This is a genomic window from Veillonella sp. VA137 (genome assembly GCF_003992015.1).
Lineage (GTDB): Bacteria > Bacillota > Negativicutes > Veillonellales > Veillonellaceae > F0422.
Genome location: NZ_RQVK01000005.1, coordinates 17,183 through 42,604, shown reverse-complemented (window position 1 = coordinate 42,604; position 25,422 = coordinate 17,183). Strand labels below are relative to the sequence as shown.

Below are 25,422 nucleotides of genomic sequence, written 5' to 3'. Positions count from 1 at the left end.
TTATAAGCTAATGCTATACTTTTTCGCTTCACGTTCTATACTTTTAATTTTTCTTTCAAGTTTAGAAACTTCTTTTAACTGTTCTTTTGTAGCTCCTTTACCTATAAACCTCTTATTAAATGCAATATCACTTTTAACTCGCTTTATATCTGATACCGCCACACCATGTGCAGTAGATAAACTAAATTCTCGTTTAGCTTTAGAAATTTTACTTCTGCCAGCTTTACCAGCCGTAGAAGTATCTTTTGCAGTGATATATGAGGAACTTCTGCCGCTTAATTTTTCTTGAAGTCTAAACTTTAATTCGTTATTTTTTCTGCGTTGTTCTTCATTTACATATTTACCAGATTTTAAAATACGATTAGCTGTTGACCGGCTTATTGAATTACCGCCAAACATGAACACACTTTTATCGTTATTATCGCCTCTCCATGCTCCTCCCAAATCTCTAACCATCGTTTTTAGTCCTTGAAACTCTTTAGCATTTACCCCAAACTTTTTAAAATTTGATTCATTAGCATCTGCAAGTTCAAGAATTCTTCCGTTTTTCTTTTTGTAAAAAACACTACTTTTCGCCCCATAACTAGCACCACGTCCGCCCAAGTTTTCACCTCATTTCGGGCATAAAAAAAGCACCCTATTTATAGGATGCAAAAAAATAGATTGACTAGGTGGGAGTCGAACCACACGCTTCGGACGTTTTACCTGCTATACAGCGCCCTAGAAACTTAAACAAGCCTAGAGAACCCCTCTAGTTCAGTTTTCTTGTAAAGGCCCGCGTTCTGCTGCCATTAAACTACTAGTCAATCTATTTGTGCCTATTATCCCACACTTTTAATACATCTTCAACTATTTGTTTTTCTATTTTCGTCAACGCTTTCGTTCCGCGTTCGTCGTGCTCATATCCATGATGTGTATGCGGTATTGTTTTCTTTCCATCAATTGAATGTTTTGAGCCTCTTACATCTATTTGCTTATATCTCTTGTTGTTTTCATCATAAAAGCTAATAGAGTGAACTTCATTGCGTTTGTTAATGATTGCATAGATACGCCCTTGGGTCATCGTCTCCATAGGGACTTTTGAGTTATTTTCTGCATTCTTAATAAACTTGATATTCTCATATTGATATACCGTATAATGCTCTGTACCGTATGGTTTCCCCTTTTTACTGATACCAGCACTAGCGCCTCTACCTCCCATTGTTCTTCATCCTTTCCGTTACCGCATTATTGATGTATGTAACCTCGCAAGGAAACTGGTAGCCAATATCACCACCATATACGATAATGTGATCTGGTTTTAACTTACGTATTGCTTCATCCATTCCCTCTGACCACATATGATAGGCACCATCTGCTCGTTTGACCCCTATTGTTGATACTGCCACTGTGCCACCTGGTTCAATGCCATCAAAACAGAATGCGAACGTATCACGCTCGCACCATGAAAGGGTAGGTACCACGTTTGCCCCATTCTGTTGGAGAATTTGACCAATCAACCTGGAGCGATACACATTCCATATTTTCATTGCCATTGGCATTTCAGTATATAAACTAAAGTCAGGTGTAAGCACGCACTCATAAGGAATTAGCATATCCACGTATTTATCAGGATCATTCCAAATCCGTTCAAATTGGTAATCATCAATGAAGAAGTGCACGCCTTGCCCTTCTTTCTTTTTGTTTGTTTTGACATAATTAAAGCCAATCAACTCGCTAGGCTTAGCATACGTCCTAGTGATGATTGGCATCTGATAGAATCCCTCAACATTACCGCTATCATAGTCGTGTAAGTTGTAAGCATCCATCGTTCTTTCACGTTCATTTTCTTTTTCTTCTGCTGGAGTTAGCAACCGCTCCACATCGAACCCAAAGTCCTCCATATCAAATGATAGGTCTTGTATTTCGAATGAAAGCAAATCATAATCCCACTTCGCCATTTCAGCCACCTTGTTATCTGCTAGCCTATAGGCTTTTACCTGTGATTCTGTTAGGTCACTAGCAATAATACATGGTACATAAGTGTAACCCAGTACTTTTGCCGCCTCATACCTGGTGTGACCACATATGATGACTTTATTGGCATCCAAGATAATTGGAGATTTGAATCCAAAGTCATGAATACTGTTGGCAACGTATTTAATCGCCTTTTTGTTGTTCCTCGGATTATTCTCGTATGGTGTTAACTCTTCTATTGGTAATTGCACAATATTCATCGCAATACCTCCCCCTTTTGTTGCTTATATCGTCCATGGCGCTTTGATACATGAGCCGTTTTAGTCCGCATCATAAAGTCTGGTGTCGCATAGGTTTGGCATAACCCGTCATATTCGATTGTCTTAGCCGTGCAAATGCCTTGCTCATTATGCAAGCACTTCCGTTTGATGCATTTTATTTCCGTCACTGTATCACCGCCTTTCTGATTTTGGACAACAAAAAATGACGTCGCAGCTTTGACGTCATTTCTTGTGTTTGGGTTTTATAAGATTATAAGGAGTGAAAACTATTGGTAAAACCAATCTTCGCAACTATATAATAACACATTTTTCACTTGCAATCCTTGCAATTTGTGCAATCATTGCAATTTGTGCAATATTTTTGAAATTCTTTCAATGCCTCCTTATGCATTCGGTTTCTAGCAGTTTCTCTATTTGTATGAATAAGCTTGCCTATCTGCCCCCATGTTTCTCCGTAAAGGTAACGATTACGTATCAACAAGGCATATTCAACGGTAGGCATTTTATCAAGAACTGTATTGATCATGTCCACATACTCATATCGTTTATTGATGAGTTTCTTTAATTTCTCAATTCTATCTTCGAGTTTAATTACTCTATCCACTATCCCAGATGGAGTTCCTCCTTCTACCTTTGGGGCGCTATAATCAGTCGCTCTGAGTCCGTCGCATTCTTCCCGCAATTTCTTTATTTCGTCTTGTAAACAGTCGATTTCACGACTAATCCTTTTCATCTCTTGTAATATGTTTGTCATCTCCAACCTATCACCATCTTTCATGCTTCAACCACGCTGTAAAACTTAAATTTAGGGGTCATATTGCTCGACTTTATGAGTTTTAGATACATTATACCTATTACCCATAAAATCGAGCTTATGCACCACATTAGAACGGAATTTCCTCGTGTGATGTTGTCATACTGTCGAAATTGCTCGTTGATGTTTGCGCTCCTGGTGTTTGGTCTTGCCCTGTGCAGAAGTCTGCCACTACTTCTGTTACATAGCGTTTTGAGCCATCCTGTGCCTCATAGGAGCGTGTTTGCAACCGCCCTTGTACGAATACCTTTTGCCCTTTCATGAATTGGCTCATATGCTCGCCGTTCTTGCCCCATGCCACGCAATTTACAAATGCTGTGAGTTCTTTTGCCTCTCCATTTTGTCCCTTATACGTGCTTGTTGCTGCCACCGTAAATGTAGCTACCGATGAACCACTTTGCATATATCGCAACTCCACATCTCTAACCAAATTGCCTAGTAATTGAACATTATTCATTTTTGGCTTCCTCCCAAAACACTTCCACATAATCTAAGTTAGGTTTCTTCACATCACGATAGATGTAATCTTTCAAATGCCGTACGCATTTCGGATTGTCATTTTCTAATAGTCCAGCTTGTACCATGCCATCAAGTACGTATTTCTTGGCAAAGGCGATATTATCACTATCATGGCGACCTTTCACATGCCAACGAAACATCATGTCCACTTTGCCTTTTGGCTTAGTGCATCGAGCCATTTTACACTGCCAAGCCACCTCATTAGTTAAATCATCTTTGACTTTAGCAGCTGCATACTTATTGCGACGTTCTTTATTGATGTACTCGTTTAGGTACACAAAATCGCATCTGATTGCAATCATATTCATGCTTCCACCCAAATAATCGCTTGCTCGTACATTTCGTACAATTCTTCAAACTCATCATTATTCAATACAGGCTTCAACTGTTTAAGTAATGGCAACGCTCTATACTTTACCTCCCAAAACTGTTCATCATTGTCACCTGGCCAATATGCCATGGTCATAATTAAATCTAAGGCCTCCGCTTTTAGTTCCTCTATTTCATACTCTGTCATAACTAATTCCTCATTCATTTAAGGTTGTTTCAATAATAGCTAATGCATGATTTACTATCGTATGTTTTTCCTCGCTTAAATTACGATCACACACTAATTTATTTACAAGCTCTTTTACCGTGCTTATATCAATTGCATGATTACAATTTTGAGTAAACAAGCCACTATTTTCAGCTTCTGTAATTTGATTTTCATCAACTTCACCCGTTAAATATTCTTCGCTAACGCCTAAGACCTGAGATAATTTACCTAGATTTATGCTATTGATATTTGTAATGCCCTTTTCCCAGCCTTTAACACTTGATACAGATACAGCAACTTCTTGAGCTAATTCCAACTCTGTCATTCCTTTTTCATCTCTAGCTCCTTTTAACCTTCCAGCAAAAATCCTCAAATTCTTTACCTTTTTCTTCATGCTTTACAACTCCTTAATTCTTTATCTTCCATAAATCCAGGCATCTCGGTCCCTAAGTGTAACTGATTCACCAAAGTCTCTTAAAACATCAATCATCCACTCGAAACTATCCCATGCTGCATCACTGTTTTCACAAACTTCTAACACGTCTCGCAACTCCAATATCCTGCTGGTGTAAACACTATAGAATAAGTAGTAGCACCCCATCATGTCAACAATGAATCTATCCCATTGATACGCAGCCTTTGACCGACTCTTTGTGAACGCAGCAATTGTGTTGCATACATAATATAACACCATCGCTTGCGCTTTAATCTTTTCCCGATAGCTGTGGGTCATGATATTGTTCATTTCATGTTTCAAAAATTCAGCATGTTCATGTAACTTCCTAATCCCATCATAATTAATCGGCATTTCTTTATCTCGTCTCATACCGTCACCACCAATCCACTTCAATTTCAATCGGTTTTGAATGCAACCAATTATCTATGCGTTCCCTTTCTTTAATCGCCTTCTGTAATTCACGAAATTTACCACCGAATTGTTGCAATACGGAAATTGACTCTTTTAAATCTTCTTTCGATACAATTCCCTCATCGATTAACTTCATTTCTGAATCGTATTCAAAATCAATTTTTGTCAGGGTTAAAACTTCATCCCACACCGTTACGTCATATGCAGTATCTGCATCAAAATGTAATGATGTGCTAGTGTTTTTAATTTTCTTTTCATTGGATCCAAGGATAACTTTATAAGCCTCACCATTTCCAAATCGTTCATCCCAAATTGGCATTAGCAGAATGTTCATTGCATCAACTCCTTAACAAGCCACTCCAGATACTTCATAGCTTTCTTGGCATCCTGCGCTTCATCGTCCTTCTTCCCTAATCGGAATAAGTACTTCATGGCGTTGCCCTTTAACCAACCTTTAAACTCTTCTGGTGTGAGTGTAGCTTTAATCACGTCCACTGATTCCACATCAAGCCCTCGGAGTTTGTAATGCTTAGGACTATTGACTGCATCATGCGTTTGTTCTTTCATTAATCCCCCTATTTTTAAAGTTCAGTATACTTTGTAACACAATCCAAGTACTTTTGTCTGAACTCATTCTCGCCTAACAATTCGTAATAAACTTTTGCAACTTTGATGTTTTCTAACACATCTTTTTTTAGAAATTCATAATCATCCTCCCCCTTTAATGATTCAACTAATAAAATTTGAAATCCAATAGCACCTAGCATGAATTTTAATTGAAATTTTAGGAATTCTCTTTGCTCTTCGTTTAAAGATTTGGCAAACTCTTCGTAAGTCATATTTCCTCCTTATTTCCTCGCAAACTTTGACCTTTAAAATTAAGAACATCGCAAGTATCTCTAAGTCTGTCAAATATTCGCAAGTTATATCTTTCCTTTAACTCATCATTTCCTAAATTGGTCGTAATGATGATTGGTAGCATGCGATCGTATCTATCTCCTATGATACTTTCCATTTTTTCAACTACCCAGGAGCGATTATTTCTATCTGATTCCGCTCCAAAGTCATCAATGACTAGTAGTGGCACTGTTCTAAGCAGCTTGTCATAATTGGTAAGCTCTTTACGGTCACTATTCAGTAAATTCAGCAGCTTATCATTAAGGCTAATATTGTTCACAAATAGACAACGTATGCCTTGTTCTACCGCCTTACGCATAATCGCAATAGCAAGTGTAGTCTTCCCAGTTCCTACTGTACCTTTTAAAATAAGCCCTCTGCCATTGCTGATAGCTCCAGTTATATTTTGCCCATATTGATATGCCTTTCGATAACTTTCTCTATCGCAGTCATTAAAATTACCTTTATCAATAATCCATTCAAAGCTAATATGTTGTTGCCGTTTTTGTACTCCATATCGCCCTAATATAGGTCTTGGATCCAAGTAAATTGGTTCATCATATACTGGTTTATCAAATGAATATGTTTTACCTGTATGTTTTGGTTCTCCAAGTAAGCTTGCAATATATTCCCGTCGTTCATCGCAACTCATCTGGCTCCATATCCCAATCGACTTCCCGACGGGCTCCATTATTGTATCCTCCATTATTTGCATCACGCTCCTTACTATTTAATATTCCTTTCACATAATTAAGCTTACGCACACCACGTTCAACCGCTATCTTCAATGCGCCTTCTACTTCATCATCTCCATGAAAGTCAATCAACTCTTCTAACTGTGCTCCAATGAATGGATTTACATCACCAAAATGATTTAGATAAAAGAGCACGGTCTTACTTTCTTTCCTTTCTTTATTTACTTTCTTTACTTTACTTTCTTTACTTTGTCCATTTACGTGCACATTTTCATCAGAAATGTATACATTTTTGTCTGAAATGTTAACATCACGTATGCATTTACCGTCATTTTGAGTACACAAAGGTAACACATGCAAATTCGGAATTTTTTCAGGTCTTTCATAGAGTAAATATCGTTCATCCATTTCAACCGTTTTTCTTCGCTTACATGCTTCTAAATATCGTTCCTGTATGCCCCTAGATGTCAGAATTTTGAACGAGTTAAACAATTCCTCATTGAAGAATCCTCGCTTAACCAATTCCTGCACTACGTCACTCACTAAAGAAGCGGTTACATTATCACCGACGCTTTTCGCAAGTAAAAATGCTTCATCATCATTCCAGGTGATGTAATATCCCTGTCGATAGATGAGAGTTAGGAGCCTAATCGTTATTACGATACCTTTAGCTCCAAACCTCGCATCTACAAACTGGATTTTTGAATCTGTGAAAAAGTCCACATCCATGGAAAAGTACTGGATGCCTTTTTTCATGTAAAATCTTTCTTGTTACTTATTTATTAAATAAGGGATCCATATATTCCCCTGTTTCAGTATTTACAGTAACACCATCATCCATTGTGATTACAGTATGTGGCTCATCCTGGTGGATTACCATACCATCTGCATCGATGGTATCCCCATCAAATTCTGCTTCAAGTGTTCCATCATCTTTAATGGTCATCTTGCCGCCATCATTGGTGATCGCATCTACTATCGGTTGTCCTTGCATTTCGATAGATAAAATGCCGTATTTGCTAATCAATCGTTTGAGCACAGTTTTGATGGCCATGCTATGGAAGTCTGTGATGCCCCATTTGTCAGTACCACCTTTATAGTTCTTACTGAACTTCTTGGCATGAGCTTGCATTTCCTCAATGCTCATGTAAAGGTATTTCTCGAATCCGTTTACTAGCTTGAAGTAGGCAATGTAACCTACGATTTTATCGGAGGTTTTCTCACCAAACTCATACTCGCCTGTAAAGCGGTTTTGTTTGATGATTTCTCCTTCATATACCTCAGCTGCGTTGATGGTCTGGTATTGACCAGTCCGCATAGCCAACTGAATGTATCCTTTATAGCCCATTTGAAACTGCGCTTCATTTCCGTAAGGAATGATATAAGCAAAGCCTAAATTCTGATTAATTGGTAGGTCTAGCGACGCCGCCATCGCACCAGCTGCAATGACTGTCTTCGGGTTCGCTTTTGCGAGCAATTTATTGTTATTAACTACCGATAATAGACTTGAGATAAACCCTGGCGCTTTCTTTCCCAGTAATTCCTCAAATCGTGCTTTCACACTTTCTTGAGATACTAAACTTTGGATAGTTACCGCCTTTTGTGATTCTGCCGTCTGTACGGCTCCTTTCTTGATGCTTAACCCCTGTGATACGCTTGCCATATTGTAATTCCTCCTTATTTAATGCTAAATGTTGAACGAGTATCTTCGCCTTTTACCATGTATTGCTTATGTAATTCTGGATGATCCGCTTGGAATTGTTTTGTATTGAAACGGCTTGCACCTTTTCGCATTTTCCAAGTAACCTTGAACCCGCCAACAGTTCCTACCTCATTTTCTCCAAGCAAGGATTTCAGGATATTTTCAGCTTCATCCTTAGCGTCTGTGGCTTCTTTAATCTTTGCCTTGGCATTGTTATATTGGTTAATGTAATTAACCGCAACATCATCAAGTTCTATTGTCTGTTCATTTGACTTGTTATACATCATCTTGAGTGCTTCGGAACTCGATTCACTACCAGTTACAGCTGGCACTGTTCCATTTTGCACCATATCCCAAAAAACTTTGCCCTCTCGGATGATAGCCTCTATTACGTCTTCATTTCTTGGTATTTCCTTATAAATGAAGGTATTACCACCTAATAAGCAAGCAATCCACCAAGATGATTTACCAGTGACTGCCATGTAATGTTGGCACTGGATGTAATAGGATGTAGGGACTTCATCCCCCTCCCATTCATCTCGCTTGAATGCATTGGCGGTCTTACATTCTAATCCCGCATCCACGCCTACGATCTCACGATCAATGTTGGCCAATAAGTATGGATGCTCGATTGACTGTAATGTATAGTTATTGTTTCTAACTTTCCACCCTGTACGTTTGGCGAACTCCTGGGCGACTACTTCCTCCAGTACATTCCCCCAATACATGGGCTCGTTTTCCTCGACTGGTGTCAACTCTCCTCGCTTATCGAGCCATACACTCACCGCATCACGGTATTTATTAAATCCTAGGATTGCTGCCATATCGCTACCGCCAATGCCTTGTTTACGAGCCTCTAACCACTCATCATGAGTGGCATTCTTGCCGTTAAAGATTTTTTTGTACATGTTTTAGTGAACCTCCTCAATTTCATCAATTTCAGCTTTTATAATATAGGGAATGGCACTCCCTAAAATGAACTCCGCATAATCGCTATCATCAAAATTATCTGCCACATCATCTGGGTCTTGCCCCTCATCCAGGGGAATTGTAATGTCAATGGGTACCATGGCGTACCCCCTCATTCTATAGGTTTTATTAAATTTCATAGCTTTCTCTTTCTAATTTGGTATACTAAATACAGGAGGACAATGTATGAGTAACAATCTATTAACACCACAAAAGATATCTTTCCACCTTTCTGGCGGATACAACGGAGAATATCCTATTGATTTAAGAAGTACCGCTTCATTTCTACTGTATTTTCAACAACTTATTGATAAAACATATTGCGTAATAAACGCCAAACAGAATATTTCTAAAAATGATAAAAAAAGTTATAAGCTACTAGTAAAAGAATTTCACGTAGGCTCTTTAGGTGCTGATTTATTATTGCTAACGGAAGGCGTAGCACTAGCATTACCACTATTAGGATTTAGTAATCCTAAAACATTATGGGATTATACAGCCTATGCTTTCGATCTAGCTCAACGTTTTTTCACTGATATCGGAAATGATAAACAACCATCAATAAATGTAAACGGTAACAATAATACCGTCATCTACAATTGTGGAGACATCACAACAACTTATCCACTAGAAGCATATACCATTGCAAGTTCATCCATACCAACGTATAGAAAATTAGAACAAGCTCAAAAAAATGGTCAATTTACTATGTTTGAAGCCCAAAATAATGATATCTCATCTCCTATAATTGCGTTTCCTACCAACAGTGACTACAGTGTATTCAAGGAAAAAACAATTATTGACCCTGCTCCTATTGTAAAAAGTGTCACTATATTCAGTTTCAATAGGGAAAGCATGAGTGGTAAACTTTGGTATCAAGAGGATACTAACAATATAGAGATCCCCTTCGATTTACAACCTACAGCAAATATCGATTTAGTGATAGATTCTATAAAGGGATACCCAATAATGGCCACTATGCAAAGAACTATTACCTATGCTTCTTTTACACCTAAGATTAAACGTGTTACGATTTCCAACGTAGAATCGATATAATTTTTTTGATTCCTTTTTTTAGATCCATATACAATAATCCTGCGAAGGTATTGTATGTTACATGAATATGTAATGTTTCAGTTTGAATACCACCAATAATATTTGCATCTTTTTCTGGCATATCTATATTCACCTCGCCTCTAACCATGCTTCATGAGTGACATTATCTATGTTACAAATTGCTAGCGAGTAGTTTTTTTAACCCTGAAACGTCAGTAAGCATCACCTTACTGGCGTTTCTTTCATACTCTCTATTCACCTCTATTACTAATGCATCCCATCGATGTTTCGGAATGCCCTGTAACATATCAATTATTAGATACAATTTTTTGCTATTATCTTCCATGGTTCCTCCCACCTGTGATATACTATAGTTACATTATTTTAATTAAGTCCCTCGATGTTAGCGCATCCTTGAGGGGCTTTTTCTTTTAAGTAGAACTTTTGGCTATCCATAAATACGGCGTAACCGCTTGTTACCTCTGATGGTTTTAATCCTAAGAATTTACAAAACTTCATCAACTCTAGAATCGTTAGGTTAACTGGTTTACCATTAACCAATCGACATAGCCTATCTTTTGGGATGCCAACCAATCTAACAATTCTACTTTGCTTGATTCCTAGGCCTTTACAGTATGCTTTTAAATCCATATGCTTACTCCTTGATTGCTCTAACTCTGAGCGTCATTCCAGGATGAATTGTTCCATCTTGCAATTTGTTGGTAGTCATAATCTCCCTAATCGTTTGGCGCACATCTTCGGTTTCGCCCACCGCATCTTTTGCGATTGTCCATAAAGTATCGCCGTTTTGAACGATTATCTCACGTTCTTCAAATTCAACCACATTACTAGGGAATGTAGCGCTGTATAATCCAACCGCCAGAATAGGAACCATCGCAACCATTGCCACCCTATCCCAATAGATTTTAAAATTCTTCCGTTTCGAGCATTTGCTCGATTTTTTTTGTTTTTGCATCACTTTGTCCCCACCATTCTTTGAATTTGTGCCAGTACACGTAGTATGTGTACGCTTTGCCATGCATCTGAACTGCATCGCCCCATTCCCATTTGTTGGCACGCAGTCCGCACCGAACAAATTGGGGTGATACGCCCATGATGTCAGCAATATGTGTAGGTGTTACCTTCATGTTGCCTCCTTAAAAGAAAACCGACTTAACAACTTGCGCCAATACATAAACAATGAATGCCACCACTGCCAACCACACTAAAAATGTTGTTAGTAAACCTCCGATTAATTTTGCCAATTCCTTAGCCATAGTTACCTCCCTAACCATAAAATAAATAAACTCATTACTATCAACCCTACCACACAGCTTGCAAGCAAGATTTGTGTAGTTAGCTTGCTTTTCTCATGTGTCGCTCGAATCATTTCCTCAGCCTGTCTCAATCGTTCCTTACTCTTACGATCATATTCATCTGTTTTGCGTTGGATGAATGCGAGCTGTTGCTCGACTTTCTTTTCAACTTCTAATTTCTGTTTGTGCTTGGCCATGATGTGGTACGGCTTTTGTTTCCGCACTCTTGCATTCTTATTTCTTCTTGGCATTAGACCCCCAGTATTTTACATAATTGATTTAACACGAATAATCCTACCCCTGCACCAAATCCAAGTGTTAATGCCGCATAAGTTAGCTCCAATAATTCCCCTGCTTTAGCTAACACTTTAATCATTAGAGTTTTCTCTAATTTCTTGTTACGGTGCACTAGTGCCATGTTTTTTTGATGGCTATCAGCAATATTGTGATACTCTTCATACGTTTTGTTATACTCCCATATTGGGCGTTGATTTAACAAGAAGTGAAGTGTATTGGCAGATAATAAGTTATCTTCTATTCGTCGAAAAATTTCTTCACTCGGATTATCCTTGTACTCATTAATACAAGTTTTTGCTAATTTTAAGAATCCATCTCGCCTATGAAAGATAAATTCTTCTTGCTCTTTACTAATGCTTGCAGTAAATTCTCCTCTATCCATTAATGCGTTCCTCCATTAAAGAAATAACTCTGTCTCTGTTCTTAATAAACCGACCTCTATCTGATTTTAATAAGTCAATAAAAGAATCACTTATAACACCTGTGATGATACTAATCCGCTTGGCCTCATTTACTAACCTAATAAAATCGATTAAGTCGCGTACTTCATCATATACTTCCCACTCATCAAAAAAATTATGGGCTACCTCAACCAACGCATCCAGCCTTTTTTTTAAGTATTCTCTTTGCTCTTCTGTGAGCGATTTATAAAATTCATTGCAATCCATAAATTTACTCCTTAAGCCTTGGGTCTAACTCAAACTGTCCCAATAAATAATACGCAGTTGCTTGGCCCCATGCATCCCAAAACCAATCGTAATAATGTGAATGTGGATCAGAGTCCATCTTTGCCAACTGCCTATATTTAAGCGCATTGTCCACGGCTTTCTTATATCTGGCCTGCAATTCTTGGTTTTGCTCATTAGTTAGTTTTATCAGCATCCTAATTTATCCTTTACAAAATCATTTATTGGGAACCCGCCTAGTTCAGCGTATACCCACGCTCTTTCAAGCTCTTGCTCGTATACATAATAAGCCTCGCTCTCATCATCGTAGCCTTCTAGCCATAAGTCTAAATTCTTCTCCGCCTCCATCGCTGACTTATTATGTAATTCATATAAATACTGTCTTTGTTGCGGGGTTAATCCTGGTAACATGTTTTGCTCCTCATCCAAATTTGATAGTAATCACTACCGTTAATAATGTAATGCCAACGCCTGCAAAAAATCCTGCTAAGAAATCCTCAACGTCATCACCTCCTTACATTCTGTACCGATACATAATTTCTAGCCTTAATAACTCTAGCAACGTATTCACATCACCTTTTGAAAGCCCTACTCCATCCTCATCCATTCTATCCACGATAGATGTAGCTAGTTCTTGTAGTTCTCTATATTGGTCTTTCAAAGAGTCCCCTTCTGTTGGCGGTTCATCTCCATCAATGGCAAACAAACGAGTAGGCGAAATTTTTAAAGCCTTTGCAATAAGCAATCGTTTATCTTGCTTTGGGTAATACTTCCCATTAATCCAATCAGATATAGTTGACTCTCTAATTCCTGTTAACCTTGAGAGATCTTTTTGAGAGAATCCATACGCATCTATCAAAGTTGCTAAATGGCGCCCAAACTCTTTTTTTGTCATCCTTCTTCACCTCCTCACTATTTGTGCTATAATCACCTTGAAAGGGAGTGATTATATGCAATCTTATAAAGAACTTACACCTATTGATATTAATCTTCTTAAATACTTAGCCTTTTATCGGGATCGCGATGTAACTGTTGACGAAATTTTACAAGAGTTTAAAACCTTTAAAACCATTCCATATCGAATGCAGTTGCTTCGCGCTGCTTCATTCGTAAATTACAAAAGCGAACCCATATTAGATGAATTAACTGGTATCACGTCCACTTCTGTCAGCAAATTTTTATTTATTACTGATTCAGGGTTAAAAGCCATTGAAGATTATGACTTTGATTACTCTGAACGCCGTAAAATTCGTATTGAAGATAGATTTTTTAGGACTGCTCCTATTGTTATTTCTCTAGTAGCTTTGTGCTTTTCTGCCTATGCTTTATTTCGGTAATAGCATTGCTAACATTATCAAACTGATAAATAAGCAAATGATGCTTGCTCCAAACGATATACCTAGCAAAATATTGTCGATTTTATCTGTAATATCTTGTATCAATGACCGCCTAAAGTCCTTGTCATTCAAATACACCTCATCACCTCACTTCCGTGGTTGCTATACTTTAACCATACAGTTTACTTTTAGTGAACTATGTGGCTAAAAAAATAAGCTTTGAACTGACGTATCAAAAAAATGCGCTAAGCGAACTTTTACTTCATCTCTTGGCACTCGTTCATTTGCTTCATACATAGCGATTGCAGATACTGATACTCCAACTCTTTCAGCTAATTGTCTTTGAGATAAATTCATTTTTAATCTTAACTTCATAATTTTTTTACCGATTTTATTGTTCATCATTACACCTCCTTTGAGTTCACTTAAAGTTTACACCCAAAACAATTCTTTGTCAATCACTTTTTGTGAACTTTTTTCTTGAACTTTGTTCACAAAATGTGATATATTATTTATGAAAGGAGTGATGAATATGTCATTCGGTAAAATATTAAAAGAATTGCGTACCGAACGTAAGGTTACACAACAAGAACTTTCAGACTATTTAAATATATCTAAAAGCATGATTAGTATGTATGAATCCAATCAAAGAAAACCTAGCTATGAAATGTTAGAGGCTATAGCAGATTTTTTCAATGTTGATATGAATAGATTATATGGAGCGCCAAGTAATGCTTATTACATCGACCCAGCAGTCAATGCCAAAGCAGAATATGCTAGAACACAAGAGGGTATTCTGTTAGATGCTGCGAAGGATTTAAGCGATGAAGATTTGGATTATGTGATAGATTTAGTAAATCGTTTACGAGGGGGTAAATAGAGATTAATATCACTATACTGTATACGAAATTACCAAGGAAGATATCCGCTACACTATGTACGAGCGAGGATACAGATTGTTACACCATATTAGTTAATAAGAACAAGCCTATTGATGTATTAAGAGAGAGCATCGCCCACGAGGTGTGCCACATCATGGAAGGACATTTTACGCAAGACATGCATGCAGGGCTAATAGAATCCCTATTGCATGGAAATGAAGCTGACTTCAACCATGAAGAAGTGAACTTTTACTATCAATTCATCGATTGATTTCTTTCCAAGATGGAAATAGCTCAAGTTTTAAAATTGCATAAAAAAATACCTCCCCAGCGCCAACTGGAGAGGTAAATTCTGAACATACCTAAAGGGTGGTACATCCACATATATTCAATACATATATTGTACCACTTTTTAGGTGTATTTGCTACACATAAAAGGTGGTTATTTTTATGGCGTTGAAACGCTCTAACGGATCGGGATCCGTTTACAAGATGAAACATAAGAAATTACGCAAGCCATTCCGTGCCGTCATCACGACTGGATGGACGGATGAAGGTAAGCCAATTCGTAAAACTCTAGGCACATATGCCAGCCAAAAGGAAGCCTACGAGGCATTGGCTCTATTCTCCAATGACCCTAGTGCACTAGAGAAAAAACAAGTGATTACCGTTGAGCAGTGCTTTCAATGGTATTTTGAAGAAGCCGAGCGCATGGGGCTTTCAGTAGGTCGGATAGAGGTAATTAATGCTGTTAAAAAGATGATGAAACCCATTCTACCAATGGATATCACGGCGCTAAGAACAGCTCATGTACAACCATATTTTGATAATTTTATATATAGTAAATCATATCAAGAGGTTATAAAATCGACATTGATTAAAACTTGCAATATAGCCATTAAAAATGAAGTGCTCGTTAAAAATTATATGAAAGATATTATTATCAGCAAGAATGCTACATCTATTAAGAAGGCAACTCCATTTCGTGAGGAAGATATTCACCAATTATGGTTACACCAGGATGAGCAAATTGTCCGTATCATTCTTATCTATATTTACACTGGAGTTCGATTAAACGAACTCTTACATATGAAGGTGGATGACATTCACTTGAAGGAACGGTACATGGTAGGCGGTTCAAAGACCGATGCAGGGCGTGACCGCATCATCCCTATTGCTGAATGCATCGCTCCATTCATCCAGGAGTTATACGCCACAGCTAAATTTAAACGCTCAATATGCTTAATGGATGGCATTATTGGGCAAGATGGATATAGAAGAAAATTGACCGAAATATGTGAACGATTGGGGATGGATAGGCGCAAGCCACATGACACTCGCCATACGTTTATAACGTTATGCAGCGATTACAGTATCCCCGAAATTATCATCAAAAACATCGTAGGGCATTCTACACAGAATAATATCACTCAGGGAGTTTATACTCATAAAACAATTGATCAGTATATCGATGCCGTGAATAAACTTCCGTTTGGTGATAGTCTCCAAAAGGTTGAGCAACGGTTGAGCAACCGCCTAGAAAATGCATAAAATTAGAGCAAATCAAAAGTGAGAAAACCCCGTAAACACGCATAGTTACGGGGTTTATAAATTTATGTAATTATTACCACTGTATAGTTTGAGAAGGGGTGTGTTACGGGCGTTCTTTTACCCTATTCAGTTACGAAATCCACAGGCTACATAACATAACAAGAGACAACTCTAAGGAGCGCCCCTTTATCGTAGAAAGCCTTGTGGCGTTCCCTTTCTACCTAAATCACACAAACACCAAAAGACCGCAATATACCTCCGAAGAAACATCATGAAATGCCGTTTCTGAGGGGGTGTATTGCGGTCTTTATTTTTATTATGTTAGACAGGAACGCCACAGACTTTCATAGAGAAAACTAGCGACGGTCTCTTTTTCTATACACGATAAATGGTCGTGCTAAGTAATTAAATGGTACGCTTAAACAATGTACTAAACGGCTGAATGGGAATACGATAGCCACAATCATCCAGGATAGCATATGGAACTTAAAGATACCAGGAACGTTTTCCATTAAGGATGGGTCTGGCATAGCCATCAATACACTACGGAACCAAGGTCCAATAGACACACGATAGTCGAAGAATCCAGATGCATTCAATAAGGTACCAGCCATACCACTGAAGATAGCTAGTGTAAAGAATACATATAACCATACATCCATTTTAGATGTATTAGCACGTAATTCAGGTGTTGTGAAACGACGTTTCATAAGCATCAAGAATCCTACGATAAATAGGAAGCCAGCTACAGCACCCATATACAAGGCACCAGCATGATACATATGGTCATCTACACCCATCATAGCAGTCCAAGTTTTAGGAATTAATACACCTACCACGTGACCACCGATAACGCAAAGCAAACCAAAGTGGAACAATGGGTTAGCAATACGCAATTGTTTCTTTTCTAAAAATTGACTTGATTTAGTAGTCCAGTTTCTTTCAAAGTAAAAGAAGCGAACAAGAGTCCCTACGACAAAGAAGGTGAAAGCGATATAAGGCAGGGCGCCCCATAGAAATAAACTCATAGTACACCGTCCTCCAATCCATTTGCAACAGATAAAATAATATCAAATAAGAATGCATACGGCAGTTTTGCTTCAATGAAGCGCTCCCGAATATATTCTAATTTTGGTTTACAGTATTCATAAATTTCTTTTGCTTTTTCTTCTTCGATAAGCGCACATAATTCAAGAATAGCTGGGACAAAGTCTGGCATTTCTTTTGGTAAGTCATAGCCATTTTCAAGGAAAAATGCTTTGTATTTCACAAGTTCTTCTGCTTGTTCCCCTGTACCTTGTAATTCATAAGTAGATAAATACATATTTGTATTTTGACTGAAATCAAAAGTACGCACATATTGATCTTCAAACTCTTTACGAGGTGTTTCTTCCACATAGTCGAAGAATTCTATCAAGGCTTGACGGAGTTGAGGGTGCGCAACAGATGTTGCGTCCCCCTTCCATTCTTGTAATTCATCGTACCAAGTGGCATCAGGATAACGAAGCAGAAATGACGCAATAAGCGCTATTTTCTGAGCATCATTCATTATTGGCATCCCCCTGTAGGACAGGCAAAACCACGTTTATGTTGCATATCTGCACGACCTTCACGAGACGCTTTGATATCTGTAGGAATCACGAAACGATCATTGTATTTAGACAAGGCTAATAATTTGTACATTTCATACATTTGATCTTCTGTTAAATCGATTGGATGCTCAGGAGCTTCACCGCCTACATCACGACGACGCATATATTCACGCATATCTAATACACGTTGTAATACACGAGCTAAGGCATCTGCATTACCTGCTGTAAATAGATTTGCAAGATATTGCACAGGCACGCGCATTTCATTTGCATCTGGTAAGTATACTTCAGATGTAATACGTTGTACGATTGGGCTCAATGGTGGTACATACCAAACCATTGGTAATGTACGATATTCTGGATGCAATGGTAAGCCCACTTTCCATTCCTTGATTAATTTGTAGACTGGAGATTTTTGCGCTGCTTTAATCCAAGCTTCACCAATACCTTCAGCACGAGCCGCTTTCACTACTTCTGGATCATGAGGGTCTAAAATCAAGTCTACTGTATTTTCATAGATATTCGCATCATCTTTTGTAGCCGCTGCTGCTTTTACTTTATCCATATCATAGAAGACAACGCCTACATAACGCATTCTACCTACGCAAGTTTCCGCACAAATTTGAGGTAAACCATTTTCCAAACGTGGGTAACAGAATACGCATTTTTCAGCTTTATTTGTTTCCCAGTTGTAGAAGATTTTTTTGTATGGACAAGATGGTACGCAATGGCGCCAGCCACGACATACGTCTTGAGACACAAGAACTACACCGTCTTCATCACGTTTGTAAATCGCACCAGATGGGCACGCTGCCACACATGCTGGATTCAAGCAGTGATTGCATAGACGAGGTAAGTAGCGCATGAATACTTTTTCATAGTCAAACACGATATCTTCGCCCATTTTAGCTAAGTTAACATCAGAGCGAGCGTGCTCACCACCAGCCAAATCGTCATCCCAGTTAGGACCCCATTTGATTTCCATGCGTTCTTTAGTTACTAAAGAGCGTGGACGTGCTACTGGTTGGTTATTTTTGCGACCAGAATGGATCAATGTTTCATAATCATATGTCCATGGTTCAAAGTAATCTTTCAACTCAGGCTGTTCTGGATGATAGAACAATTTCATCAGACGATTTGTTTTAGAACCTGTAGCTAATGCTAATTTTCCATCGCTACCAACAGTCCAGCCGCCTTTCCATTTCTCTTGGTCTTCCCAATGACGTGGATAACCAACACCTGGGCGAGTTTCTACGTTATTAAAGTACATATATTCCGCACCTTCGCGGTTTGTCCATGTATTTTTACAAGTGACAGAACATGTGTGACATCCTAGACACTTGTCTAAATTTAGGACCATAGATACTTGAGCCTTAATCTTCAAGCCAATCTACCTCCTTCATTTTACGAGCCACAATAGTCATATCCCGTTGGTTGCCAGTTGGGCCATAATAATTGAATCCATAACTTAATTGACCATAACCACCAATCATATGTGTCGGTTTCAAATGAATGTGAGTTGGTGCATTGTGTGTACCACCGCGTTGTTTTTTAATTTGCGCAGCTGGTACGTTGATGTGACGGTCTTGGGCATGGTGCATGTAGGAAATACCACGAGGGATACGTGGGGATACTACAGCGCGGGCTGCGACGATACCGTTTTTATTGAAAGCTTCTACCCAATCATTATCTTGGACATTGATTTCTTTCGCATCATCTTCATTCAACCAAATTGTTTGTCCACCACGGAACAATGTTAACAATTGTTGGCTATCGAAGTACATACTATGAGTAGACCATTTATTATGTGGTGTTAAGTATTTCAATGTGATTTGAGGAACGCCCTCTTGTGCATAATCACCTTTCACTGGTGCGTAGGACAAGACTGGTTTATAAAGAGCCATAGCCTCACCATAGTCACGCATCATTTCATGATCACAATAGAAGGATTGACGACCAGTGATGGTACGGAATGGAACTTTATCCTCAGTAGATGTTGTAAATGGAGAATAACGACGGTCTTTATTATTTTTACCTGTACTTGTTACAGATGGAATAATAAAGCGTGGTTGACGAACCATATCTTCAAAGGTAATACGTTCTTCTTCACGACCTTTTGCATTCTTTTGAAGATCTGTTAAGCCTGTTTTTTCTTCCATTGCCTGCCAGGAACGAACTGCCAATTTACCATTCGTACAAGAGGACAATGTTAACACAACATTACAAGCTTCACGCGCTTCATAGATGCTTGGACGACCATGAGATACAAAACCTGGTTGGTTGATGGTACCATTTTGTTCATATAAGGATTGGTAAGCATCAGATACATCCCATGATAAACCATGAGCGCCCACTTTATTTTCAATATTAGGACCTAAGCCGATGAATTTTTCAAAGATTTTACTGTAGTCACGTTTTACGTGTACAAGATTTGGCATAGTTTTACCTGGAATAGGTTCACATTCACCTTTGCTCCAGTCTAATACTTTACCCAATGGTTGAGCCACTTCACCTGGGCTATCATGACCCAATGGTTGTGCTACGATATCTTCATATTCAGTGAAACCAGATTCTTTTGCTACGCGAGATACTGTTTCTGCTAACGTACGGAATGTATCCCAGTCAGATTTAGTGTCCCATGCGCAATCTACAGCCGCTTGGAATACGTGCACGTATGGATGCATATCTGTGGAAGATAAGTCTTGTTTTTCGTACCATGTCGCTGCAGGGAATACGATATCGGAGTATAACGCAGTAGATGCCATACGGAAATCAATGTCGATTAATAGGTCTAATTTACCTGTTTCTGGAGCTTCACGCCAGTTGATTTCTTCTGGACGTACTGGTGCATCTTCATCTTCAATGACACCATTTTTAGTGCCCAATAAATATTTCAAGAAATACTCATGACCTTTAGAGGAGGAACCAATCAAGTTAGAACGCCATACGAACAAGTTGCGAGGATGGTTTTCTTTTGCAGAAGGATCTTCTACACAGAATTTCAATTCTTTATTTTTCAAAGCTTGTACGATGTATTGGTTAATTTCTGCCTCAGTACCTGCGCCTGTAGCACGAGCATCATTGATCAAATCTTGATAGTTACGGTTAAAAGTAGGATAAGACGGCAACCAGCCTAAACGTGCTGCCAATACGTTATAGTCACCAGGGTGTCTGTAACGAGGTGTGGCTAATTTAGATACACGGTCTGCCAAGTCGATGCAGTCAGAACGATATTGTTCTGTAGCAAAGTAGAACCAAGATGTACCATTTTGTAAACGAGGTGCTTTACTCCAGTCGTTTGCTGTCATAATACCAGCCCAACCTTCTACTGGACGTAATTTTTCTTGTCCTACATAGTGAGCCCAGCCACCGCCGTTAACGCCTTCTGTACCACAGAACATGATTAAGTTAAGGATCGTACGATAAATTACGTCTGCATGATACCAGTGGTTGATACCAGCACCCATGATGATCATAGAACGACCTTTTGTTTTTTCTGCGTTGTCTGCAAATTCACGAGCTGTACGAATCACTACATCTGCTTTTACGCCAGTGATTTTTTCTTGCCATGCTGGAGTGTAAGGAGTATCTTCTTCATAGCTAGTAGCCACTTCACCGCCTAAACCACGATCGATACCGTAGTTAGCAAGAATTAAGTCGTAAACTGTTGTTACTTGTACAGGACCTTCTTTAGTTTGTACTGTCATAACTGGGATAGCACGTTCAATAATACCTTCATGAGCTTCATCGCCGAAATAAGGTAATTTTACTAATGCAACGGAATCACGTTGATCGATGACAGATAAACGAGGGGAGATTGTCTCACCTGTTGCACGGTTTTCAAGACGTAAATTCCATTTTTTAGGATTTGTATGACGATCACCTAATGTACCATTTGGTGCCACTACTGTATTCGTAATTTCATCGATAACGACAGTGTGGAAATCAGCGCCATCTTCTGTGCTGCCTAAATCTTGATTATTCAAGAAACGACCCGCTTGGATAGCACCATTGATTTCTTCTACACGTACTAAGAATGGTAAGTCAGTGAATTCTTTCGCATATTCTTTGAAATATGGAGTTTCTTTATCTACATAGTATTCTTTCAGAATGACATGACCCATTGCCATTGCCATCGCTGCATCTGTACCTGCTTTTACATTCAACCAAGTGTCGGAGAATGTAGTAGATTCTGCATAGTCAGGAGATACAGAGACTACTTTTGTACCTTTATAACGTACTTCTGCCAAGAAGTGAGCATCCGGTGTACGAGTCAATGGTACATTGGAACCCCATGTAATGATGTAACCTGCATTGTACCAGTCACCAGATTCTGGTGTATCAGTTTGTTCACCCCAAACTTGTGGGCTTGATGGCGGCAAATCAGCATACCAGTCATAGAAGGAAAGTGGAGTACCACCCATAAGGTTCAAGAAACGCGCACCACCTGCATAGGACAACATGGACATAGCTGGAATTACAGAGAATCCCGCGTTGCGGTCTGGACCATATGTTTTTGCTGTATATAATAAGGAAGCTGCTACGATTTCTGTAGATTCATCCCAAGTAGAACGTACAAAGCCACCCATACCACGAGCAGATTTATAACGTTTTGCTTTTTCAGGATCTTCTACAATAGATTTCCATGCTTCGATAGGATTTTTAGCAGTTTTCTTCGCTTCTCTCCAAAGCTCGATCAATTCACCACGTACATATGGATATTTTACGCGTAGTGGGCTATATAAATACCAAGAGAATGTAGATCCACGAGGGCATCCACGTGGTTCGTAATCCGGCATATCATCTGGTGTTTTAGGATAATCAGTTGCTTGATTTTCCCACGCAACAACACCATTTTTTACGTAAATGTTCCAGCTACAAGAACCAGTACAGTTTACGCCATGTGTGGTGCGGACTACTTTATCGTAGGACCAACGGTCACGATAAAAATTTTCCCATTCACGACCACCTTCTTCTGTGATTTGATGGCCTGTTGGAGATACGTCCTTCTTGCGAAGAAACTTAAATTTTTGAGATAAAAGACTCATCTCATGTCCTCCTTAAAAATACAAAAAACCCTTGCCTTCGTAGTGCTCACAGCAAGGGGGGATAACCTCAATTATTCGATGTTACTAATATTAGGATCGATGGTTTCGATGTCTAAATCTAATAGCCCGATTAATGCATCAAAGTCACAGATTACCAGATGGTGTTTATCATAGGCTACATAGCCTAACTTTCGTAACTCACTTAGCATGCGGTTTAAACCTTCCCGTGATGTGGCAGTAAATTCAGCTAATTCTTGGTTGCTTAAAGCAATGTCGATATAAATACCGTCATCCCTCTTAATACCATAACTATTAGCTAAACGCAATAATGTAGAATAAAATGCACCTTTCTTACCATATAATAATAAGTCTCTATACTTAGCTTGTTGTCGACGCATATGAAGCGTATAAATCTTCATCATCGCAATGGCTAAGGAATGATCCTTAGCAATAGCAGGCTCAAGTATATCGTAACGTATACAATACACCGAGCAATCTTCCCTTGCTATGGCATTAAATACATACGATCTCGTATTCGTCTCATATAAAGGAACTTCTCCAAGTACATTATTTTTCCCTACTAATCGTAGTGCAAAAATATGTCCAGTGGATTCAAATTTCTTAATACTAAGGCGCCCTCTCTGAACGATATAAAAGTATTCTGCTTTATCACCTTCGTGAAATAAAAATTCTCCTTTTTTCAGATGAACTACTTCACCCGGCAATGCTAGCAATTGATTGATTAACTCCTGTTCCATACTGTCACCATACATCTTTCAGTAACATTGATACTTATGAAGTTGTACTGCTTTCATCATATCAATCCGTCACATACATTTTAATTTTTGCGTACATTACTATTATAACTTATTAATAATTATATAAGTTGTGCTTTTTATCACATTCACATTATATTATATCTTATATAATAAGTGTGTGATTTTAGGCACATTTAATTATGATAGTATCACATAATTAAAAAAAATTATATACCTTGTGCCTTTTAGTTGCTGTGATATCATATGTATATCACAAAGTTGTACGTTTAAAGGATTAAAGGAGTGTTCTCATGTCAGAGATGAAAATGCCTCAAGCCGGTGCAAGCCGCAAAGAAATTATTGCGAACTGGCAACCAGAAAATCCCGAATTTTGGGAAAAGTTTGGCAAAAAAATTGCTAAACAAAACTTGGTAGTTTCTACCATTGCATTAACGTTATCATTTTGCGTATGGTATTTATGGTCAACCATCGCAGCACAATTAAATGGAGCTGGATTCCATTTCACAACAGAACAGTTATTTACACTGGCTGCCTTCCCAGGTTTAGTAGGTGCTACATTCCGTTTTATCTATACTTACATGCCAGCTTTAATAGGTGGTAGAAACTGGACTTTCATTTCTACAATCATCTTATTAGTACCTGTAGTATGGTTAGGGTATGCTGTACAAGATACATCAACAACCTATGAAACATTTATGATTTTAACAGCTTTGATCGGCTTAGCCGGCGGTAACTTCTCCTCCTCCATGGCGAACATCGGTAACTTCTTCCCTAAAGCTGAAAAAGGGACCGCTCTTGGTATCAATGGTGGTATCGGTAACCTTGGTATTTCCGTTATCTATTTCTTAGCTCCATTCGCAATGGGTTCTGCTACATTAGGTAATATCTTCGGTGTCACACCTGCTATGATTAAAGGTAACGCTGTATACTTAGCCAATGCAGCTTTCATGTGGATTGTTCCATTGATTATTATCTTAGCTTGCATGACTCGTTACATGGATAACTTGCCAATGGCAAAACCAAATCCTAAAGCGCTGGCTCAAATTTTTAGCAACAAACACACATGGGCTATGACATTGTTATATACATGTGCCTTCGGTGCCTTCTCCGGATATGCAGCCGCACTTGGTCTTCTAGTAAATAAAGAATTCCCTGAAATTCCATTTGCTCACATCGCATTCGTAGGACCACTAGTATCTGCCAGCCTTCGTCCAGTAGGTGGTTGGCTAGCTGATAAAATTAACAGCGGTACAAAAATTACTTTCGTCGGATTGATTGGTTTATGTATCACTACTGTATTAATCGCGGTAGGCGTAGATATGCATAACTTCGACTTTTTCTTTGGCATGACTGTATTGATGTTCGTATCATGCGGTTTAGTAACAGGTTCTACATTCCGTATGATTCCTCACATTTTCACAGATGGATTACAATCTTCCTTAATTGCTGGTTTCGTAGGGGCAGTTGCTGCGTACGGTGCCTTCATTACACCAAAAATCTTTGGCTATGTGTACACAACATTTGGAAGTATCCACCCAGCATTTGCAGTATTACTTGCTTTCAACATCGTAACAGTATTTGTATGTTACTGGTTCTATGTTCGTAAAGCAGCTAACATGAATGTATAATTGAATCTTATA

General features: G+C 38.6%; 39 protein-coding genes and 1 tRNA gene. 5 read left to right on the top strand and 35 right to left on the bottom strand.

Going from position 1 to position 25,422, the window contains the following annotated elements; translation table 11 throughout:
- The 19 genes from EO116_RS03480 to EO116_RS08445 form a co-directional block, all read right to left on the bottom strand.
- Positions 1-603 (bottom strand): hypothetical protein, encoded by a 603-nt coding sequence (locus EO116_RS03480; protein WP_127160647.1) that lies wholly within the window; start codon positions 601-603, stop codon positions 1-3.
- Positions 604-663: 60 nt separating this feature from the next.
- Positions 664-806 (bottom strand) — tRNA-OTHER (locus EO116_RS08450).
- 2 nt (positions 807-808) lie between these two features.
- A complete protein-coding gene (locus EO116_RS03475; protein ID WP_127160646.1) occupies positions 809-1,201 on the bottom strand; it encodes a hypothetical protein in 393 nt (130 codons plus the stop codon).
- Entirely contained in the window at positions 1,191-2,216 is a 1,026-nt protein-coding gene (locus tag EO116_RS03470) for a DUF4417 domain-containing protein (RefSeq protein ID WP_127160645.1), read from the bottom strand. The genes EO116_RS03475 and EO116_RS03470 overlap by 11 nt, the downstream gene beginning before the upstream one ends.
- Positions 2,213-2,404, bottom strand: coding sequence for a hypothetical protein (locus EO116_RS03465; RefSeq protein ID WP_127160644.1), 192 nt, complete (start codon positions 2,402-2,404; stop codon positions 2,213-2,215). The genes EO116_RS03470 and EO116_RS03465 overlap by 4 nt, the downstream gene beginning before the upstream one ends.
- 143 nt (positions 2,405-2,547) lie before the next feature.
- Complete coding sequence (locus EO116_RS03460; RefSeq protein WP_127160643.1) at positions 2,548-3,015, bottom strand: hypothetical protein; 468 nt, start codon at positions 3,013-3,015, stop codon at positions 2,548-2,550.
- Between the two features lie 106 nt (positions 3,016-3,121).
- Positions 3,122-3,508, bottom strand: coding sequence for a single-stranded DNA-binding protein (locus EO116_RS03455; RefSeq protein WP_127160642.1), 387 nt, complete (start codon positions 3,506-3,508; stop codon positions 3,122-3,124).
- Positions 3,501-3,872 (bottom strand): hypothetical protein, encoded by a 372-nt coding sequence (locus EO116_RS03450; protein ID WP_127160641.1) that lies wholly within the window; start codon positions 3,870-3,872, stop codon positions 3,501-3,503. The genes EO116_RS03455 and EO116_RS03450 overlap by 8 nt, the downstream gene beginning before the upstream one ends.
- A 2-nt stretch (positions 3,873-3,874) precedes the next feature.
- Positions 3,875-4,087 carry a hypothetical protein gene (locus EO116_RS03445; RefSeq protein WP_127160640.1) on the bottom strand — a complete coding sequence of 71 codons (213 nt, stop codon included), beginning with the start codon at positions 4,085-4,087 and terminating at the stop codon, positions 3,875-3,877.
- Between the two features lie 10 nt (positions 4,088-4,097).
- On the bottom strand, positions 4,098-4,502 hold the full coding sequence (locus EO116_RS03440; RefSeq protein WP_127160639.1) for a helix-turn-helix domain-containing protein: 405 nt from the start codon (positions 4,500-4,502) through the stop codon (positions 4,098-4,100).
- Positions 4,503-4,523: 21 nt separating this feature from the next.
- A complete protein-coding gene (locus tag EO116_RS03435; RefSeq protein ID WP_127160638.1) occupies positions 4,524-4,934 on the bottom strand; it encodes a hypothetical protein in 411 nt (136 codons plus the stop codon).
- 4 nt (positions 4,935-4,938) lie between these two features.
- The gene (locus tag EO116_RS03430) at positions 4,939-5,310 is read right to left on the bottom strand and encodes a hypothetical protein (RefSeq protein ID WP_127160637.1); all 372 of its coding nucleotides are present in this window, start codon (positions 5,308-5,310) and stop codon (positions 4,939-4,941) included.
- Positions 5,307-5,543, bottom strand: a complete 237-nt coding sequence (locus tag EO116_RS03425) for a DUF3310 domain-containing protein (RefSeq protein WP_127160636.1) — start codon at positions 5,541-5,543, stop codon at positions 5,307-5,309. Before EO116_RS03425 ends, EO116_RS03430 begins: the two co-directional genes overlap by 4 nt.
- A 14-nt stretch (positions 5,544-5,557) precedes the next feature.
- Complete coding sequence (locus EO116_RS03420) at positions 5,558-5,815, bottom strand: hypothetical protein (protein WP_127160635.1); 258 nt, start codon at positions 5,813-5,815, stop codon at positions 5,558-5,560.
- Positions 5,812-6,525, bottom strand: coding sequence for an ATP-binding protein (locus EO116_RS03415; RefSeq protein WP_164726057.1), 714 nt, complete (start codon positions 6,523-6,525; stop codon positions 5,812-5,814). Before EO116_RS03415 ends, EO116_RS03420 begins: the two co-directional genes overlap by 4 nt.
- Entirely contained in the window at positions 6,512-7,324 is an 813-nt protein-coding gene (locus EO116_RS03410; RefSeq protein ID WP_127160633.1) for a Lin1244/Lin1753 domain-containing protein, read from the bottom strand. Before EO116_RS03410 ends, EO116_RS03415 begins: the two co-directional genes overlap by 14 nt.
- Positions 7,325-7,343: 19 nt before the next feature.
- On the bottom strand, positions 7,344-8,231 hold the full coding sequence (locus tag EO116_RS03405; protein WP_127160632.1) for a recombinase RecT: 888 nt from the start codon (positions 8,229-8,231) through the stop codon (positions 7,344-7,346).
- Positions 8,232-8,245: 14 nt separating this feature from the next.
- Complete coding sequence (locus tag EO116_RS03400) at positions 8,246-9,178, bottom strand: YqaJ viral recombinase family protein (RefSeq protein ID WP_127160631.1); 933 nt, start codon at positions 9,176-9,178, stop codon at positions 8,246-8,248.
- A 3-nt stretch (positions 9,179-9,181) separates the two neighbouring features.
- A complete protein-coding gene (locus EO116_RS08445; RefSeq protein WP_164726056.1) occupies positions 9,182-9,340 on the bottom strand; it encodes a hypothetical protein in 159 nt (52 codons plus the stop codon).
- 85 nt (positions 9,341-9,425) lie between these two features.
- Here EO116_RS08445 and EO116_RS03395 point away from each other — a divergent pair, with 85 nt between their 5' ends.
- Positions 9,426-10,295, top strand: coding sequence for a hypothetical protein (locus EO116_RS03395; RefSeq protein WP_127160630.1), 870 nt, complete (start codon positions 9,426-9,428; stop codon positions 10,293-10,295).
- Positions 10,296-10,467: 172 nt separating this feature from the next.
- Here EO116_RS03395 and EO116_RS08440 read toward each other — a convergent pair whose 3' ends face one another.
- The 10 genes from EO116_RS08440 to EO116_RS03360 all read right to left on the bottom strand — a co-directional run bounded on the left by EO116_RS08440 (position 10,468) and on the right by EO116_RS03360 (position 13,489).
- Positions 10,468-10,641 (bottom strand): hypothetical protein, encoded by a 174-nt coding sequence (locus EO116_RS08440; protein ID WP_164726055.1) that lies wholly within the window; start codon positions 10,639-10,641, stop codon positions 10,468-10,470.
- Between the two features lie 38 nt (positions 10,642-10,679).
- Entirely contained in the window at positions 10,680-10,946 is a 267-nt protein-coding gene (locus EO116_RS03390; protein ID WP_126940488.1) for a helix-turn-helix transcriptional regulator, read from the bottom strand.
- Between the two features lie 4 nt (positions 10,947-10,950).
- Positions 10,951-11,271, bottom strand: coding sequence for a LysM peptidoglycan-binding domain-containing protein (locus tag EO116_RS03385; protein ID WP_164726054.1), 321 nt, complete (start codon positions 11,269-11,271; stop codon positions 10,951-10,953).
- The gene (locus tag EO116_RS08435; RefSeq protein ID WP_164725662.1) at positions 11,222-11,443 is read right to left on the bottom strand and encodes a hypothetical protein; all 222 of its coding nucleotides are present in this window, start codon (positions 11,441-11,443) and stop codon (positions 11,222-11,224) included. Before EO116_RS08435 ends, EO116_RS03385 begins: the two co-directional genes overlap by 50 nt.
- Positions 11,444-11,452: 9 nt before the next feature.
- Entirely contained in the window at positions 11,453-11,590 is a 138-nt protein-coding gene (locus EO116_RS08430) for a hypothetical protein (RefSeq protein ID WP_164726053.1), read from the bottom strand.
- Entirely contained in the window at positions 11,575-11,862 is a 288-nt protein-coding gene (locus tag EO116_RS03380; RefSeq protein ID WP_127135415.1) for a hypothetical protein, read from the bottom strand. Before EO116_RS03380 ends, EO116_RS08430 begins: the two co-directional genes overlap by 16 nt.
- A complete protein-coding gene (locus EO116_RS03375; protein WP_127160628.1) occupies positions 11,862-12,290 on the bottom strand; it encodes a hypothetical protein in 429 nt (142 codons plus the stop codon). Before EO116_RS03375 ends, EO116_RS03380 begins: the two co-directional genes overlap by 1 nt.
- Positions 12,283-12,576, bottom strand: coding sequence for a hypothetical protein (locus tag EO116_RS03370; RefSeq protein ID WP_127160627.1), 294 nt, complete (start codon positions 12,574-12,576; stop codon positions 12,283-12,285). The genes EO116_RS03375 and EO116_RS03370 overlap by 8 nt, the downstream gene beginning before the upstream one ends.
- Before the next feature lie 207 nt (positions 12,577-12,783).
- Positions 12,784-13,005 (bottom strand): hypothetical protein, encoded by a 222-nt coding sequence (locus EO116_RS03365; RefSeq protein WP_127160626.1) that lies wholly within the window; start codon positions 13,003-13,005, stop codon positions 12,784-12,786.
- 103 nt (positions 13,006-13,108) lie between these two features.
- Positions 13,109-13,489, bottom strand: a complete 381-nt coding sequence (locus EO116_RS03360) for a helix-turn-helix domain-containing protein (protein WP_127160625.1) — start codon at positions 13,487-13,489, stop codon at positions 13,109-13,111.
- A gap of 55 nt (positions 13,490-13,544) precedes the next feature.
- On the opposite strand from EO116_RS03360, the gene EO116_RS03355 reads away from it, so the two are divergent.
- A complete protein-coding gene (locus EO116_RS03355) occupies positions 13,545-13,931 on the top strand; it encodes a hypothetical protein (protein ID WP_127160624.1) in 387 nt (128 codons plus the stop codon).
- Between the two features lie 204 nt (positions 13,932-14,135).
- Here the strand turns inward: EO116_RS03355 and EO116_RS03350 are convergent, their stop codons facing one another.
- The gene (locus EO116_RS03350) at positions 14,136-14,336 is read right to left on the bottom strand and encodes a helix-turn-helix transcriptional regulator (protein WP_206168318.1); all 201 of its coding nucleotides are present in this window, start codon (positions 14,334-14,336) and stop codon (positions 14,136-14,138) included.
- 127 nt (positions 14,337-14,463) lie between these two features.
- Here EO116_RS03350 and EO116_RS03345 point away from each other — a divergent pair, with 127 nt between their 5' ends.
- Together EO116_RS03345 and EO116_RS03340 are read left to right on the top strand one after the other, a co-directional pair.
- Positions 14,464-14,811, top strand: coding sequence for a helix-turn-helix domain-containing protein (locus EO116_RS03345; protein WP_164726052.1), 348 nt, complete (start codon positions 14,464-14,466; stop codon positions 14,809-14,811).
- 451 nt (positions 14,812-15,262) lie between these two features.
- Positions 15,263-16,363: a tyrosine-type recombinase/integrase gene (locus EO116_RS03340; protein ID WP_127160622.1), complete on the top strand. Its 1,101-nt coding sequence runs from the start codon at positions 15,263-15,265 to the stop codon at positions 16,361-16,363.
- Between the two features lie 356 nt (positions 16,364-16,719).
- Here EO116_RS03340 and narI read toward each other — a convergent pair whose 3' ends face one another.
- The 5 genes from narI to EO116_RS03315 all read right to left on the bottom strand — a co-directional run bounded on the left by narI (position 16,720) and on the right by EO116_RS03315 (position 23,761).
- Positions 16,720-17,391 (bottom strand): respiratory nitrate reductase subunit gamma, encoded by a 672-nt coding sequence (gene narI / locus EO116_RS03335; protein WP_127160621.1) that lies wholly within the window; start codon positions 17,389-17,391, stop codon positions 16,720-16,722.
- Positions 17,388-17,912, bottom strand: a complete 525-nt coding sequence (gene narJ, locus EO116_RS03330) for a nitrate reductase molybdenum cofactor assembly chaperone (protein ID WP_126939905.1) — start codon at positions 17,910-17,912, stop codon at positions 17,388-17,390. Before narJ ends, narI begins: the two co-directional genes overlap by 4 nt.
- On the bottom strand, positions 17,912-19,339 hold the full coding sequence (gene narH, locus EO116_RS03325) for a nitrate reductase subunit beta (protein WP_127160620.1): 1,428 nt from the start codon (positions 19,337-19,339) through the stop codon (positions 17,912-17,914). Before narH ends, narJ begins: the two co-directional genes overlap by 1 nt.
- Positions 19,329-23,003: a nitrate reductase subunit alpha gene (locus EO116_RS03320; protein WP_127160619.1), complete on the bottom strand. Its 3,675-nt coding sequence runs from the start codon at positions 23,001-23,003 to the stop codon at positions 19,329-19,331. The genes narH and EO116_RS03320 overlap by 11 nt, the downstream gene beginning before the upstream one ends.
- Positions 23,004-23,074: 71 nt before the next feature.
- A complete protein-coding gene (locus EO116_RS03315) occupies positions 23,075-23,761 on the bottom strand; it encodes a Crp/Fnr family transcriptional regulator (RefSeq protein ID WP_370447216.1) in 687 nt (228 codons plus the stop codon).
- Positions 23,762-24,072: 311 nt separating this feature from the next.
- On the opposite strand from EO116_RS03315, the gene EO116_RS03310 reads away from it, so the two are divergent.
- Positions 24,073-25,410 (top strand): MFS transporter, encoded by a 1,338-nt coding sequence (locus tag EO116_RS03310; RefSeq protein WP_127160617.1) that lies wholly within the window; start codon positions 24,073-24,075, stop codon positions 25,408-25,410.
- Positions 25,411-25,422 lie beyond the last annotated feature (12 nt).